The 16,282-nt window shown below is 46.1% G+C and carries 11 protein-coding genes; 8 read left to right on the top strand and 3 right to left on the bottom strand.

Going from position 1 to position 16,282, the window contains the following annotated elements:
* Positions 1-15: 15 nt before the first annotated feature.
* Positions 16-1,455, top strand: coding sequence for a SusD/RagB family nutrient-binding outer membrane lipoprotein (locus tag FKX85_RS09390; protein ID WP_141614480.1), 1,440 nt, complete (start codon positions 16-18; stop codon positions 1,453-1,455).
* Between the two features lie 37 nt (positions 1,456-1,492).
* Entirely contained in the window at positions 1,493-2,749 is a 1,257-nt protein-coding gene (locus FKX85_RS09385; RefSeq protein WP_141614479.1) for a hypothetical protein, read from the top strand.
* Positions 2,750-2,817: 68 nt separating this feature from the next.
* On the opposite strand, the gene FKX85_RS09380 is transcribed toward FKX85_RS09385, so the two are convergent.
* Both FKX85_RS09380 and FKX85_RS09375 read right to left on the bottom strand, forming a co-directional pair.
* The gene (locus tag FKX85_RS09380; RefSeq protein ID WP_141614478.1) at positions 2,818-3,924 is read right to left on the bottom strand and encodes a Gfo/Idh/MocA family protein; all 1,107 of its coding nucleotides are present in this window, start codon (positions 3,922-3,924) and stop codon (positions 2,818-2,820) included.
* Between the two features lie 119 nt (positions 3,925-4,043).
* Entirely contained in the window at positions 4,044-6,191 is a 2,148-nt protein-coding gene (locus FKX85_RS09375) for an FUSC family membrane protein (protein ID WP_141614477.1), read from the bottom strand.
* A 331-nt stretch (positions 6,192-6,522) separates the two neighbouring features.
* Here FKX85_RS09375 and FKX85_RS09370 point away from each other — a divergent pair, with 331 nt between their 5' ends.
* Genes FKX85_RS09370 through FKX85_RS09360 form a run of 3 tightly spaced genes read left to right on the top strand, consistent with a single transcriptional unit; the run spans position 6,523 to position 8,090 of the window.
* The gene (locus FKX85_RS09370; protein WP_141614476.1) at positions 6,523-6,954 is read left to right on the top strand and encodes a hypothetical protein; all 432 of its coding nucleotides are present in this window, start codon (positions 6,523-6,525) and stop codon (positions 6,952-6,954) included.
* Positions 6,955-6,992: 38 nt separating this feature from the next.
* Positions 6,993-7,262: a hypothetical protein gene (locus FKX85_RS09365; protein WP_141614475.1), complete on the top strand. Its 270-nt coding sequence runs from the start codon at positions 6,993-6,995 to the stop codon at positions 7,260-7,262.
* Between the two features lie 3 nt (positions 7,263-7,265).
* Positions 7,266-8,090 (top strand): Cof-type HAD-IIB family hydrolase, encoded by an 825-nt coding sequence (locus FKX85_RS09360; RefSeq protein ID WP_141614474.1) that lies wholly within the window; start codon positions 7,266-7,268, stop codon positions 8,088-8,090.
* 150 nt (positions 8,091-8,240) lie between these two features.
* On the opposite strand, the gene FKX85_RS09355 is transcribed toward FKX85_RS09360, so the two are convergent.
* Positions 8,241-8,921 carry a DUF2461 domain-containing protein gene (locus tag FKX85_RS09355; RefSeq protein ID WP_141614473.1) on the bottom strand — a complete coding sequence of 227 codons (681 nt, stop codon included), beginning with the start codon at positions 8,919-8,921 and terminating at the stop codon, positions 8,241-8,243.
* A gap of 824 nt (positions 8,922-9,745) precedes the next feature.
* Between FKX85_RS09355 and FKX85_RS09350 the strand changes: the two genes are divergently transcribed.
* From FKX85_RS09350 to FKX85_RS09340, 3 genes are all read left to right on the top strand, one after another.
* Positions 9,746-11,101, top strand: a complete 1,356-nt coding sequence (locus FKX85_RS09350; protein WP_141614472.1) for an MFS transporter — start codon at positions 9,746-9,748, stop codon at positions 11,099-11,101.
* Between the two features lie 18 nt (positions 11,102-11,119).
* Positions 11,120-14,641 carry a nitrate reductase gene (locus FKX85_RS09345; RefSeq protein WP_141614471.1) on the top strand — a complete coding sequence of 1,174 codons (3,522 nt, stop codon included), beginning with the start codon at positions 11,120-11,122 and terminating at the stop codon, positions 14,639-14,641.
* 200 nt (positions 14,642-14,841) lie between these two features.
* A complete protein-coding gene (locus tag FKX85_RS09340) occupies positions 14,842-16,275 on the top strand; it encodes a rubredoxin (protein WP_141614470.1) in 1,434 nt (477 codons plus the stop codon).
* Positions 16,276-16,282: the final 7 nt, after the last annotated feature.

The following is a 16,282-nucleotide window of genomic DNA, read 5'->3' as shown; positions in this document are numbered from 1 at the left end:
ACTAAAACAATAGTCATGAAAAAATACATATATGCTTTATTTGTTACTTCATTTTGTGTGTGGGCCAGTTCCTGCTCAAAAGATTTTGAAGAAACCAATACCGACCCCAACAACCTAAGTAAAATCACGGCAGGAAGCACGCTGAATCCTGTCCTATACAGCTTGGCCAGTCAGAATGCGAAACAAATGCGCAGTATCACCGCTCCACTGATGCAAATGTTCCTGCAAACCGATGACTTTAACAATTCGCCTTTCTTCTATGACTTTGACCAGAACATCGGCGCCTCCACTTGGAATAATTACTATACCAATCTCAGCAATATCACTGAAATGGAAGAAGCTGCGGTTCGCGATGGACTTCCCAATTATGAAGCCATTGCCCTGACCTTAAAGGCTTATGCCTATTCTGTCCTGACCGATTGCTTTGGCGATGTGCCGATGGCCAACGCCCTGCAGGCGGAAGAGAATGTATGGTATCCTGAATTTTCTACCCAGGAAGCCATCTATTCGCAGTTGCTGGCTGACCTGGAATATGCCAACAGCATCTATGACGAAGAACAGGGAATGCCCTATGTCAGCGATATCCTGTACCAAAACGATGTGCAGAAATGGCAAAAATTCACCAATTCCCTCCACCTGAGGCTGCTGCTCCGGGTGTCCAACAGATCCGAAACCGGAGCTTTTGACAAAATAACCGAAATGATCAATAACCCGGAGACCTATCCTGTCTTTTCCTCAAGTGAGGACGGTGCGGTACTGCATTTGGATGGTGTGGCACCTACCCTTTCTCCTTGGGACAGACCGCAGGATTTTGGTGTATTCCGGTATTACACGGAGTTTTTTATCGATAACCTGAACAACTTCCAAGATCCTAGAATCGGTGTTTTTGCCGGCACAGCCAAGGGGCTGGAAGGAGAAGATTATGGCTATATCGGACAACCCACGGACTTTGTCGAGAATCCTTTGCCCGACAGCATCGCTACGGCGTCAGGTGTGAAAAGAAGTTTGGCAGAAGCGCCACTCATCATCCCCATCCTGAGCTATGCTGAAGTGGAGTTTATCAAAGCCGAAATGGCCCAAAGAGGCTATACCGCTGATGCCCAAAAACACTATGAAAATGCGGTAAGGGCGGCCATCGAGATGTGGAGCCAGGAAGTTCCTGAAGGGTACTTTGACAATCCGTTTGTTACGTTTGACGGAAGCTTGGAGCGTATTCTACTCCAAAAATACTATGACCTGTTCTTTACCGATTACCAAGCCTGGTTTGAGCAACGAAGAACGGGATTCCCCGAACTCCCCACATCAGCTTCCATGCTAAACGACGGCGAAATGCCCTCCCGATTTTACTACCCCATAGACGAAGCCAATAGCAACTTCCAAAACTATCAGGAAGCGGTCAACCGAATGGGTGGAGACGAAATCAATGTAAAAGTATGGTGGGAAAAAGAAAACTAACCCCAAAAAACCTCCACCAAACCAAAACAGTAAAACCATGAAAATCAAACACTTTATCCTAGCGTGCAGTCTAATTCTTGCTTCTTCGTGCAACGATAATGAATTCATCGATGTCACTGAAGGCCCCTCCACGGAACCACTTCATTCCATTAGCTCGACCACCACGACCATTAACAGCAGCTATACCGATGAAAGCAACTTTGTGTCCAGCTTGGCGTCGCACGGATTTGGGACACCTGCTACACTGAACCTAAACCGTACCGCCACCACTAGCGGCTACAATTCGGTATATGGGTTCAATATCCCTGCCGACAGACAAGTCACCGGCTTCAAGTGGAATCCAGGGGATCAGCAAACGGAAGACTGGAGACCTCAAGGCATCACTGGTTTCCAATGGAGCGGAAGGAGGTTTCTGTTGGTATCTTGGTACGCTGTGGGGCCATCGCAGATTTCTGGTATTGAAAACCAACACAAAGGAGCCCGGGTTTCCCTAGTGGACATCACCGACATGGACGATATCAAGTACCGGCATATCCTATTGGTACAGGACATCAACAATCCCTTTTATAATCCATCAAATCAATATACGCAGCTTGGTGAATTTGGCCCTGTGCGGGTACATGCTGGTGGAGTGGCCTATTATGATGAAAAACTTTACGTAGCCTCTACCCAGCTCGGCATAAGGGTTTTTGACCTGAACAAAATCGTAGAAGTCTCAGGAGACGCGTCAAAGTCACGCTTGGGTGAGGAAACTGACGGAACGTTGCGGGCCTTTAATTACAGGTACATTTTACCTCAAACCGGCTATTACAACATCCCTAACGCCGAACCATATTCTTGTGTTGCTTTGGGAGAGGACAGCGCTTCTAACCCAAGGTTATGGACAGGACAATACCTGTCTTCATCCAGTTCCTCAACCCCTACCATACACGGTTTTTTACTCAATGGCCAAGGTGAGATCCCTTCCAGTTCTCCAGTGGAAGTAGTCATACCAAAAGACAATGCCACCGGAAATAATGGCCCTGTATACAATATGCAGGGAGTTTATAGAAATGGCACCACCACCCTTATGACGGCAACGGGCAAGAGCTCCTACCAAGGCTCGACAGCCAGGCTTGTACGGTACCATGACGGGGCTGCAAATGGTTCCCGGTACCGATGGCCACATGGTGCTGAGGACCTGTATTATGAACAAGGCTCTGGATACTTATGGAATGTAACAGAATACGAAACCTCCAAATATGGCCAAGATAATCGCTGTGTCTTTGCCGTACGGTATGCAGATTACGATTAATCACTAGTAATGGTTTAGATGTGTTTCTTCCAACGTTTCCTAAGACGGGGGATTTTGGAAGAAACACTTCATTCCTGCAAGACCACTCGCTCTCCCCTTTCCGCTGATCTCCTTGCAGCATCTAAAATCTCCATTACCTGTAAATTGTTCTCCAGGGTATATGGGCTAAATCCATCCGGCACCCGTTCACCCGCGATCACCTGTCGAAAATACTCAAACGGATTGGTTTCGATGTCCACTTTCGTGGCAACTGCTTTCATTTGACTTTCTTCGCTCCCCTTGATCCTGTAGCGAAGCTGCTCATCATCCTTGGTAATCACATAGCCTTTTTCGCCATAAATCTCCATATCCTTCCTGTTGAATGGCCAGTTCCACGAGGCTTGGATGATCCCTTGACTACTCATGTAATCAACAATGATAGTGGCCTCGTCATCTACTTCCGGATAGGTCTCTGGTTTATATGTCCGCGTGACAGCGGTCACGGCCAGTGGTTTCTCACCATGCATCAGGTAGGTCATGATGTTGGCACCGTAGCAGCCAAAGTCGACCACGGCACCTCCTCCATTTTTCACCGGATCGGTCAGCCATTCCAAAAACTCAGGCCCTACCCCAATTTCCTTGGGCCCTTCATGGCCATGGTGAAACACCATCTTTCTTATCTGCCCAAAATCTGCTTCCTGCTCATCGAAAAAACGATAGGCCTGCTCGGTGGCCGGATACCAGGAGGTTTCATAATCTGTCAATAAGTGGATGGAATTTTCCCTGGCCAATTGTGCCATTTCCCGGGCACCTTCCAAAGTAGTGGCCAGTGGCTTTTCTACCATCACATGGATTCCCAATGGAGCTGCCACCTTCACCGCCTCGAGATGGTCCACTATGGCCCCAAATACCAGTATGCCATCGGGCTGGGTTTCTTCTAACATTCTTTGCAGGTCTGTATACAACAGTGTTTCCTCCAAATCATACCGCTGGCAAAACGCTTGTGAAAGGGATTCATCTGGCTCATAAACACCTACCAATTCCATCTCTTCGCTTTTACCCCATTCAAAAAACCACGGACTATGCCCGTGCGAGAGCCCCACCATGGCAAACTTCACCGTTTCTTGGGCTTGGAGAACAGAAGAAAACAGGAGCGCAAAAACGAACACAACATTTATCAGAAGGATCTTCATCATTAGTCTAGGTTATTTTTTCCAATATAACTGAAATCCCTAAAAGTCAGAAATCACCTTGTGACTATCATCCAAGCTGCCTTCACGCAAAAACCAGCAGGAATCCCTCCATCTCCTGTCCATTAGTACGCAGTCATCTTTCTACTGAGCTTTTCCAAGTCCGAACAAGTCTTTTGGATCAGCTGCAATTGCTCGGACAATAAGGAGGTTTCTGCCGAATCAGTTAGTTTCAACAAGCGATCTTCATGCTCCAGCACCGTAAAATCAAGGACCTCTCCTTTTCCTCCCAAATTCTCCACACTCCTGAGCAAATAGTTACGGATCCGCTTGATCTTTACGATCTGCTCATGGGAGGATAAAACCACATCAGAACGCACCAAACTGGAAGAAAGCGTGGAAAAGTAGGAGGACAGAATATGGTTTAGCACCACAAATTGGTGCAAGTCCTGCTTGTTTTTCTGTTTGCTCTTAGGCTCATCCAGCATTCGCTGAAAAGCAGCAGATAAATTGGCCGACTGAAGGTACACCTTTCTTCTCGCCAGCCGATAGGCCACTTCATCAAAGGCTCCTGCATCAAACCTACCGATGATCATGGCGAAGTACTCTAAATTAGCGTTCAGCACCTTTGTAGACATTTGCTTAAACCCTGTGTATTCCCAGCTGGGAAGGAAAAAATTACTCGCCAGGTAAGCCAAGCCAGACCCCAGCACCGTATCAATGACCCGTTCCCTGACGATCAGAAAATTGGAGTCAGGATACAAAAACGCATACACGATAAATATAAATGGTGTCATAAACACCACCGCCAAAAAATACCTGATTCTGAGAAAGCTATACGCCAACACCATAAACAAGACCAAGAAAACGAACCTCACGGTGAAATCCGGCACTAGGTACAGAATAAGCACTCCAGTTAGCCCACCTATCAGCGTCCCAAAAATCCGCTGTGTATTCCTCCGCTTGGTCAAGCTAAATCCCGGTCTCAAAATCACCAATATCGTCAATACCACCCAATAGCTGTGGTTTCCCAGGGATAGCTGAAGGGAAATCAAATACCCCAACAAACACGTCACTGCCAGCCGAAGCGCATGTCGAAAAACATTTGATTCAAAAGATAAATTATCGATGATAAACTTCAAGGAGAAACTTTGATGCCCTACAAATTTGGAAAGGCTCTGCTCACGCGTCTGGGAAATAAAGGTCAGCTTGTCTTCATAGAAGTAATTATAAATATCATCCACCCGCGCAGTAATAGAAGCCAGATTGGCATAAATCTTCCGAAGCATCAGGCATTTTACCCCCGATTTTTCCAAGGCCTCTATTTCCTCCCTGATCCCTTCCAAAAAATCCACGGGATAATGAGGAAGCTTGGGCTTTTCATTATTGATCAGGGCATAGCCCAGTCGGGAAAGCTCTTCTGCCACCAGCTGAATCCCTCCCCTAAAATCATGCAATACCCGGTATTGCCCATACAATTCCCGAAGTCTTTTGTAATCATAATGGGAAGCCATCATTTGTTCAAAAATATCCACCATATCCACAAAAATCACCAGTAGCAATTGCCCCGAGCTAATGGATTCTCCTACTTTTATTCGTGTTTTGTAGAGCAGCTCACGAACACTGTCCTGATGCTCATTGACCTCCACCTGCACAGCGGCCAGCCTCCGGTAGTTGGTCTCCACATCGGTATCGGTAGAATAAAAGGCGGCCTTCTGACGTAAGAACGCCGCCACCTTCAGCACACTTTCCCCCAAGGCCTGCTGGGCCACCCTGTAAGGCCTGATCTGCATAATCGACAAACTCAGTAAAGTATACCAAATCCCACCTGTCAAAACCATCAATGCATACAGCCAAAAGGCAGATGCTGTCTTATGTGGATCCATCGAAATGGCCATTCCCAGGAGTGCTCCCGCTCCGACAGAGGCGGCCCGGGTTCCATACACGGTAAACATCGCAAACACAAAACAAAATACTGCAATCTCAATCCCCATCAACATGGGATATTTATTCAGCACACCCGTCACCAAGGCACTCAAAAAAACAAAGCCGCAGCTCGCCAACATCCCTGTCCTTCGATGCTCCAAGGGACCGGTACTATCAGAAATGCTCACCAAAAAAGCGCCAAGTGAAATACTGATCCCTGTCCTAAAATCACCCAATAAGGAAAATACAACAGCTGGCAACAATACACCAAGTGTCATTTTCACCCCATCAGTGAAATATTGACCTAAAATAAAACTCTTTAATTCTATAGGTTTGAAAAAAGCCATTGTAAAAGTTTATTCAGCCAAGTTAAAAAAGGAAATGCAAATAAGCATCCTTGCCAATCCAGTTATTGTCCATATCACCATCATTCCGACACATGTGAAGCCTTAGCCCAAAGTATCCATGAAAATCAACGGTCATAACAATGAATTGGCCCCGTTGGTCCTCCAAGCGAACTGATTCATTTTCTTCACACCTATACAGTTTTTTTTAAACCGATCATACCAAAGGGTCCCCTTTCTTTTCGATAGCTTTTACCACATAAGTATTCTTGTTCTGTAAAATTAAATTTTGACTTCCCCTATTTTAGGTTAAATTTGAAAAGAACTTTCAACTATGAGACCATTAAAAACATCCTACTGGATGATATTGTGCGGCTGTTTTTTTCTCAGCAGCTGTAGTTGCAATCCTGAAAAGCTGATCGAATGGATTGCCAGTAGTGACTTCTTCAAAGGCACCGAAGAAGTCAGGGCTGTCGGGGGATTTGGAAGAGTGGAGTCCAGTTTTCACAAAGATTACAACAGTGACAGCAGTAAAATTGAACTTAGGCTCTATGATGGCACTCTTCCGGAATTATACAAAAACGAAGCGAACATTGCACGAAAGTGCGCCAAGGTATTTATTGAAGCCTCAGACAGTAAAGATTACCAAAATATCGAAGTTTTTATTATCAAAACGGATGAGAACGATCCCTTTAAGGCCATTTACCAAAGCCAATACCTCTTTGAGGTGGCCAGCTTGACCAAAGAAACTACAAGCTCCAATTAGTATTGTCAATTAACCCCAACCATTAAATTAAAATTATTATGGACTATCAATTACCGCCTCAAGCAGCTAAAAACACCCCCATGTCTGTGGGTGACTGGATCATAACCTTACTTATTTCCGTACTTCCTGTCATTGGGTTCATCATGCTGATCGTATGGACCGTGGACAAAACCACCCCTACCACCAAAGCAAATTATGCCAAAGCAGCCTTGATTTTACATGCCATTACAGTGGTACTAACGTTTCTTTTCGTGGGCATAATCGGGTTCAGTTTCTTATCTTTCGAAAATTTTGATTCTTTAAATTAACTCATGCAATTCAAAGCGCTTTGTACCGACATTGACGGTACATTATTGGATAAAAACAGAGAAATTTCGGCCAGAACCATTGATGCCATCGCCCAGCTTCCAGCGGATTTCCCCGTTATTTTGGCTTCCTCCAGAATGCCAAGTGCAATGCGACACCTGCAAGCTGACATGAACAGGCTCCAAAACCCCATGATATGCTATAACGGCGGCTATATTATTCATTTTAATGGCCGTGAAGATGAAATTGAACGATTGGATACCGTGAAGATCCCTCTGGATATCTGTCATCACATCCAGCAGCTTTCCGTGGGCACCGATATCCATGTCAGTGTTTACCATGAAGATGAATGGTATGCGCCCAAGGATGACTTTTGGACGCAACGGGAAATCACCAGCACCAAGGTAAAACCAATCATCAAAAAGTGGCAGCATGTAATGCCGGATTGGGAATCCAGACAGGCAGGAGCACATAAGGTCATGTGCATGGGGCCAGCCGAAGAAATAGATGGGCTGTTCAAGGCATTGGAAGATCAGAAAAATGAAGCCCTCCACCTCTACCGCTCCAAGGATACCTACATCGAAATCGCCCCAAAATCCATATCCAAAGCCAGTGCATTGGAACAGCTGCTGGCAAAAAAATACAACATCGCTCTTTCTGAGGTCATTGCTTTTGGTGACAATTATAATGACATCGAAATGCTTAAAGCCGCAGGCCATGGAGTGGCCGTCGGAAATGCCCGCGATGAGGTAAAGGCCGTAGCCAACGAAATCACCGCTGGCAACAAGGAAGATGGTGTGGCCATGATGATCGAAAAATACCTGCTATAACTAAAAATCGGGTAAGCTCAATGTTAATCGTCCCGGGGCAGAGAACCGGTACTACCACGTCTTAGCGTTGTCCCGCCGTCTCTGACGCGGGAAGGAACATTGTGCTCAAGCCTCATATCTCACTACTTGTCTTTGCCATAAACTCCTTTCTCAAATAATGCCTTCCCCTCCATCTGCATCATCCACTGCCTGGGCAAGGAAGGCATGAAATTCATCCATCTTGGAATAATAACCAAGACAAGTCTCCACCAAGCCATCTGACAACACTTCCTGGTCTGTCAATGGATGGGTCACCACAAAACTCTTCAGTCGTAGCAGGTCGATATGTGGATGATCGGTACTATAATCCCGCGGAGATGTTTTCAGCCGTTCGCCATGAATATCTCCAAAGGCAGATTTAAATGAAGGGGCCTTTATGATCTTTTCCAGCTCTGCTCCTGAATAGTCGATTTCCTGGCGTATTTTCTTCAACTGTTCTGCTGCGGGCATCCAGATTCCACCAGCCAAAAAGCACTCCCTGGGCTGGATGTGCAAATAGTAGCCCGGTCCAACGGACTTTTTACCGCCTGGAGAAAAGTATGCTCCCATGTTGTTTTTATAAGGTGCTTTGTTGGCACTGAAACGGATATCCCGGTTTTGCCGGAAAATGCAGTCTTTTGGCCGAAGACCTTCCAAACCAGGCTGCCTTTTTTTCAGCTCCTCAAGCAAATCCCCTACGGTCCCTAAAAATCCCTTTCTGGTTTCTTGATACCAATCCCGGTTGGCATCCATCCATTCCTTATTGTTGTTTTCAGTTAAATCCGATAAAAATTCTAACGTATCCTTGTTCATGCTTATTGATTTGACTCTTGTTGATTGTATATCTAAATGGCACTAGACCATAGAATAGTTTCTAACTTCCAGTTTATCGATTTGATCTTTAATGCCGCCTCCATCATTGCACGGTCAATTCGATCTCACAATAACGCGCTTACAATTTAAGCTATATTCTTTTTCCCCGTATCACATCAGACCAAAATCCTCCCCATCACTGTAAAACACGTAGAAACCGGGTAAAAACAACCCCGAAATCAGATTAATTACGTAAAACATCTAATTTTACGTAATTATTTTTACGTACTTATACGTATTTATAAAATTATTACTTACCTTAGCATTTGTTAGTAGTTCAGTAAAACACTAATCCATTAACAGCTAAACACATAGACAAGGTATTATAAATAGTAAAAGGAATGCGTCATAATACCTTTCTATGTGCTGTTGACTTCAATAACGTAGTTTTAGTCATCTGCAATAGCCCCAGTAGCCGATTAGATTTCATCAACGTAATTATACGTAAAAATGTCAAACACAAATCACGGATTATTACCATCATTTAAATAAGTTTTAGTAGATGTTCAGGTTGAACAAAGAGAAGCGATGAGGCAAACCCAACCCCGTGCGGAGCCAGTCTTCTCAGCGATGAGGGAATATAAAACGGTGCTTCCTCGCCAGGTTGGCTTACTTCTCCCTTTTGCCTGACTATCCATCTGCTCTAAAGATAAATAGTTCTCTGCTTAGGAATGGAATCCGGATCGACCGGTTCGGATTCCTCCTTAACAAGAAACCTAAACGACCAATCCAAACCAGATGTCCAACCATTAACCAAAAATGTCATGAAACAAGCCGTTAAAAAAGCCACATCCATTAGACTGTTGGATTTTAAAACCCCACAAATGAGGGCATTTCACCTTTCTTGGTTTGCCTTCTTTTTATGTTTCTTTGGCTGGTTCGGTGTCGCGCCACTGATGACCATTGTCCGGGACGAACTGGACCTCACCAAGTCTCAGATTGGTAACATCATTATCGCTTCAGTTTCGATCACCGTCATTGCCAGGCTAATGATCGGCTGGCTAGTCGATCGTATTGGGCCAAGAATCACGTATACCTACCTTTTGATTTTGGGTTCCATTCCAGTGATGCTTATCGGACTCAGTAATAGCTATGAATCCTTTTTACTTTTCCGGCTGGCAATTGGAGTGATTGGATCATCCTTTGTCATCACCCAGTACCACACTTCTGTGATGTTTGCACCAAATGTCGTGGGTACTGCCAATGCCACTTCAGCCGGATGGGGCAATATGGGGGGTGGTGTGACCCAGATGGTCATGCCCTTGATCTTCGGACTTTTCCTATCACTTGGGTACCTCGATGCCCAAGCTTGGAGGTATGCCATGGTCATCCCAGGTATTGCGATGATTTTCACGGGAATTGCTTATTACAAGTGGACTACCGACTTCCCAGAAGGGAATATCAGTGATTTGAGCAAAGCAGACCTTGATTATAAGAAAAAGAAAAAAGCAGACGGCCAAGGTGCATTCAAAGCAGCCATTTCTGACCATCGGGTATGGGCCCTGTTCCTGATCTATGGTGCTTGTTTCGGTATTGAGCTTACCATTAATAATGTCGCGGCCATTTACTATCACGACTTCTTTAAGCTTGACCTTAAAACTGCCGGACTGATTGCCGGATTATTTGGATTGATGAACCTTTTTGCCCGCTCTGTGGGCGGCATGTTTGGGGACAAAGCCGGCATCAAATGGGGACTGAAAGGCCGCGTAGGATTCTTGGGAGCTGTATTGCTAATTGAAGGACTTGCGCTTACCCTATTTGCACAGATGACAGTACTGCCCCTGGCCATAGGCACCATGATCCTTTTCAGCCTTTTTGTCCAAATGGCAGAAGGAGCAACGTTCTCTGTCGTACCATTTGTCAATAAAAAAGCCATCGGCACCATCTCTGGAATCGTAGGCGCTGGTGGCAATGCCGGGGCGGTTTTTGCAGGGTTTCTTTTTAAGATGGAAGGGGTTTCTTACGGTGAAGCCCTGACCATTCTGGGAATCTCCGTAACGGCCATCAGTGCAGTATCCCTATTGGTAAGGTTTTCTTCTGAAGATGAAAAAGCTGCCAAAACCGAAATGGATGCATCTCTTTCCGAAAAAGACCTTCAGCCTGAATACGTAAAAAGCTAACGTAAACTCATCTATCCCATGTCAACGGCTAAACCTGAAAGCTATAAAAGTACTTGTTCTTACTGCGGAGTAGGTTGCGGGATCATTGTCAACAAAGACAATAAAGGAAGGACCACTGTCGAAGGCGATCCTAATCACCCCGTAAACCGCGGAATGCTATGCTCTAAGGGCATGAACCTTCATTACGTGGTCGAAGACAAATCTGACCGACTGCAGTACCCACAAATGCGCTGGGGCAAATCCCATCCGCTCGAAAGAGTGGACTGGGACACAGGCCTTAATCGTGCGGCGGCGGTTTTCAAGTCAATCATCAAAAAACACGGACCGGATGCTGTAGCTTTCTATGTCTCCGGTCAGTGTCTTACCGAAGAATATTACCTGGTCAATAAGCTCACCAAAGGCTATCTGAAGACCAATAATATCGACACCAACTCCCGGCTTTGCATGAGCTCGGCGGTTATGGGATATATCAAAACACTGGGCGAGGACAGTGTCCCTATTGCCTATGAAGACATCGAATTAGCAGATTGTTTCTTGGTGGCTGGTGCCAACCCCGCTTGGTGCCATCCCATTCTCTGGAGAAGGGTAGAAAAGCACAAGGAAGAAAACCCAGACACTAAAATCATTGTCGTGGATCCCCGTGTGACACAGAGCTGCTCACTGGCAGACCTTCACCTTCAGCTCAATCCGGGCACTGACGAAACGCTTTATTTGGCCATTGGCAGGTGCTTGATCGAAAACGGGGACATTGATATGGACTTCATCCAAAACCATTCAGATGGCTTCGACGCTTACAAAGAACTGGTAATGGAAACTACCTTGGAATCAGCCGCAGCCACCTGCGGAGTCCCTGCAGAAGATATCCAGCTCGCTGCCAGTTACATCGGCGATGCCAAAGGTTTTCTTTCACTTTGGGCCATGGGCCTCAACCAAAGTGCTGAAGGAGTCAATAAAAACCTTGCCCTGATCGACCTGAACCTCATTACGGGACACATCGGAAAACCCGGCTCAGGCCCCTTTAGTCTTACAGGACAACCCAACGCAATGGGCGGTCGTGAAGTAGGAGGGATGGCTACTTTATTGGCTTCTCACCGCAACCTGCTCAATCCTGAACACCGACAGGAAGTCGCTGACTTCTGGGGTGTGGACAGCTTACCAGATCAACCAGGAAAAACGGCCACACAAATCTTTGAAGGCCTCGAAGATGGCTCCATCAAGGCGCTGTGGATCATCTGCACCAATCCTTTGGTCAGCATGCCGGATGCCCGTCGTGTGGAAGCAGCCATGAAAAAAGCGAAATTTGTAGTGGTTCAGGACATTTCAGCCAAGGCAGAAGCCATTCCCCATGCTGACCTTGTCCTGCCGGCTGCCGGATGGGGCGAAAAAGAGGGCACTATGACAAACTCCGAACGTCGCATCAGTTACCTGAACAAGTTTACCGACGCCCCCGGAGAAGCATTACCGGACGCAGAAATCCTGCTCCGTTTTGCAAAAAAAATGAATTATAGTGGCTTTGATTTTCCCAGTATGGCGGAGGTTTATGCAGAATACTGCCAGCTGACCAAAGGCACCAATATTGATATTTCCGGCCTGGATTATGACTACCTTAAATCCAACGGAACCGTCCAGTGGCCTTTTACAGACAAAAACAAAGGCGGAACCGTCCGGCTGTTTACTGACAAAAAATTCTATACACCAAACGGACGGGCTCAAATCCTTGCCAATGGACCGAGAAACAAAACAGAACTCCTTTCAGAGGATTATCCCTTGATTCTCACCACGGGAAGGATCCGGGACCAGTGGCACACGATGACCAGAACAGGCAAAGTGGCCAAGCTGAACAAGCATATTCCCAGTCCATTTCTCGAAATCCACCCCGAAGATGCCGCTTCCAGAAACATCAACGATGGCGAAACGGTATTGATCTCCGGTAAACGTGGTGAAGTACGCGTCCACGCCCAGGTTACAACTAAAATAAAAAAAGGTGTGGTATTCCTTCCGATGCACTGGGGGAAAATATTGCAAAATGATTTTCCACGTACCAACAACCTCACCGGAAATGGCATTGACCCGGTATCGAAGCAGCCTGATTTTAAGTTTTCGACAGTTCAAGTGGCCAAGTACGTCAAACCAAGGCAAAAGATCGTGGTTGTGGGTGCCGGAGCTGCCGCTTACCGCTTTATCAACACCTATAGGGAATTCAATCAAAACGACGATATCCACGTCTTTTCCAAAGAAAAGCATCCCTTCTACAACCGCGTACTCCTACCCGACTATGTCAATCGACACAAGGTCTGGGAAGACTTGCTAAAATTCAAGTCTCTATCGGAAATGGAAAAGCTGGACATCCAGCTGTATGTGGAAAACGGCATAGAATCCATTGACCGATCCAATAAAACCGTCACTGATGAAAAAGGCCGGGTTCATCACTACGACACCTTGATCTTGGCTACGGGCAGCAGGGCATTTATCCCACCGGATATGCCGATGCATTTGCCGGGTACCTTCACTATGAGAAGCCGTCATGATGCGGACAAACTCAAAGAATACCTCAATTACGAAGGAGATGTACTGATCGCCGGGGGAGGTTTGCTCGGACTGGAACTCGCTGCGGCCTTACGGGAAATCAATGTCGGCGTGACCATTGTCCAACTTGGTTCCAGACTAATGGAACGGCAACTGGATCCCATGGCCAGTTCATTATTGCGTGAGCGAATAGAGGAAATGGGCGTTAAGCTCTATATGAACAACCAAATCGCCCATCTCGACAGCCATGAAGCCAACAAAGCGGTCAATGTCCGCCTCAAAAGTGGCCAGGAGATCCATTGCAACGCAGTGGTACTGGCTATCGGCACCAGGCCCAACATGGAGCTGGCAAAATCTGCAGGACTCACCTGTGGGCGGGGCATCAAAGTCAACGATTATCTTCAAACGAGTGATCCTTCCATCTTTGCCATGGGCGAAATCGCTGAGCACAAAGGCAAACTGAACGGCATCACCGCTGCGGCCGAAATGCAAGCCGATATTGCTGCGCGCTTTATCACCGGCGACCTGCTCAGCCTCTACAAAGGTTCCATTCCGATGAACATTCTTAAATTTGCCGAATTGGACCTTTGCTCTATTGGGATCCCGGAGGTTCCGGCCAATGGAGAGGGATATGAAGAAATCCTCCTGATCGACACGGCTCAGACCTACTATAAAAAATGTATCGTGCATCAAGACCGATTGGTGGGCGCCATCCTGATGGGAGACAAATCCGAGTTTCCGGAATTCAAAAGCCTGATCGAAGAAAGGACAGAATTATCCAAAAAACGACAAGAGCTCCTCAGAGGCAACTCTACCAAAGAGGAAATGATCGGAGAAATGGTCTGCTCCTGTGGCAATGTCGGTACAGGCAATATCTCCAAAGCCATTCAGAGCGGCTGTCATGAATTCAGGCAGCTTTGTCAGCAGACTGGAGCAGGTCTGGGCTGCGGAAGTTGTAAACCAGAAGTGAAAAGTATCCTGGAATCAGCACTGCCGGCACTGGTAAAGGCATAAGCATCAAGTAGGCATGATGAACTCCCTGTGTGGATCCTTTGAAAAACGACCACTTTTGTTCATCATGTTCACTTTTGCCTCCCCTTAAAACCAACCACCCAATGTGCTCTAACTCCCTAAATCAGGTAAATGCTAGAAGCCATAGGGGCGATCTTTCCTTTTAAAACCTTAACTTTACAATAGCATAAAGTAATCAAAAAATGCAAAAAGCGGACTTAGTAAGGGTATTTGTAAAAGGTGGCATTATCTCACCTGGTGATTTCCTGAAGACCATCAACACGGCCAATGAACTTGGCACCAACTATATCCACCTGGGCTCCAGGCAAGACCTTCTTTTTCCCGTAAAGGACAAAAACCTGAAGACATTGGAAGAAACCTTCAATGCCATCAATACAGCTTACGATACTGATGGAGAAGAATTCCATAACATCGTAACGTCTTATACGGCCTTGGACGTAATGCCTACCACCCACTGGCTGGCTTCCCATACCTACCACTATATCCTGGACACGTTTGACTACTTGCCCAAGTTAAAGATCAATATCACCGATCCTGTACAGAGCTTGGTGCCACTATTTACCGGCAACATCAATTTTGTTGCTTCTTCTTTTGACAATTATTGGTACTTACACCTGAGGTTTTCGGAAATCGATGCCAAACCCTGGTGTGCGCCCGACCTTATCTATGGATACGACCTTGCACGCATGGCCAAGGTCATCGAGGAGATCAATCCTGTCCAAAGTGGCCTAAAATATCCCGAAATCTACGAAAAGGCCAAAAGTATCACCGCTCCCAACACCAGCACGCTGGAACAGGAACTGGACTATCCTGAAGCCACCTCTCCTTATTATGAAGGCATGAACCGCATCGTAGGAGGAAAATACTGGCTAGGCCTTTATTGGCGAAACAACAAGTTTACGATCAATTTCCTCAAAGCGCTTTGCCAGCTGTGCATTGACACCAACATCGGGAAAATTTCGCTCACACCCTGGAAATCGATCATTGTCAGGGGAATTGCCGAAAAAGACCGATTAAGCTGGGAGAAGCTATTGGGCAAATTTGGGATTAATATCCGCCATAGCTCCCTGGAACTCAACTGGCACTTGCCTGTATTGGATGAGGAAGCACTGGATATTAAAAATTACCTGGTCAGGGCACTGGACAAACAGGATATCAGTACTTACGGATTGAGCTTTTCTGTCAAAACCAAGCATATGGCCCTGTTCACTTCAGTAGCCATCGAAAAAGCCAAAAAAGAAAAGGAATCTGAACCTGACACCTTTAACATCCAATACTCCAGGGACTTTAACCCTAACCTATCGGAATATTTCTATTATGCCAAAAAAGTACCCCTAGACACCATCCCCCCACTACTGATCGAGCTCAGCTACAAATATTACGATCAACTGGAGGCACAAAAAAGCCAAGAAGAAAGTGGAGAGGCTGAAAAAGAAAAAACTCAGCGTCCGCACAGAAAATACCAATGCTCCAATTGCCTGACCATTTACGATGAAAAGTATGGGGACGAAGAAGCCGAGGTCCCTGCTGGTACTTCTTTCATGAAACTTCCAAGCAGCTATTGCTGTTCGGTCTGTGAAAGCCCAAAATCCGCTTTTAAGCTTATCAATAAATAAAATTGGC

Source organism: Echinicola soli (genome assembly GCF_006575665.1).
Classification (GTDB): Bacteria; Bacteroidota; Bacteroidia; order Cytophagales; family Cyclobacteriaceae; genus Echinicola; species Echinicola soli.
Note: the sequence above shows the minus strand (reverse complement) of the source record. Positions and strands in the feature narration are given on the sequence as shown.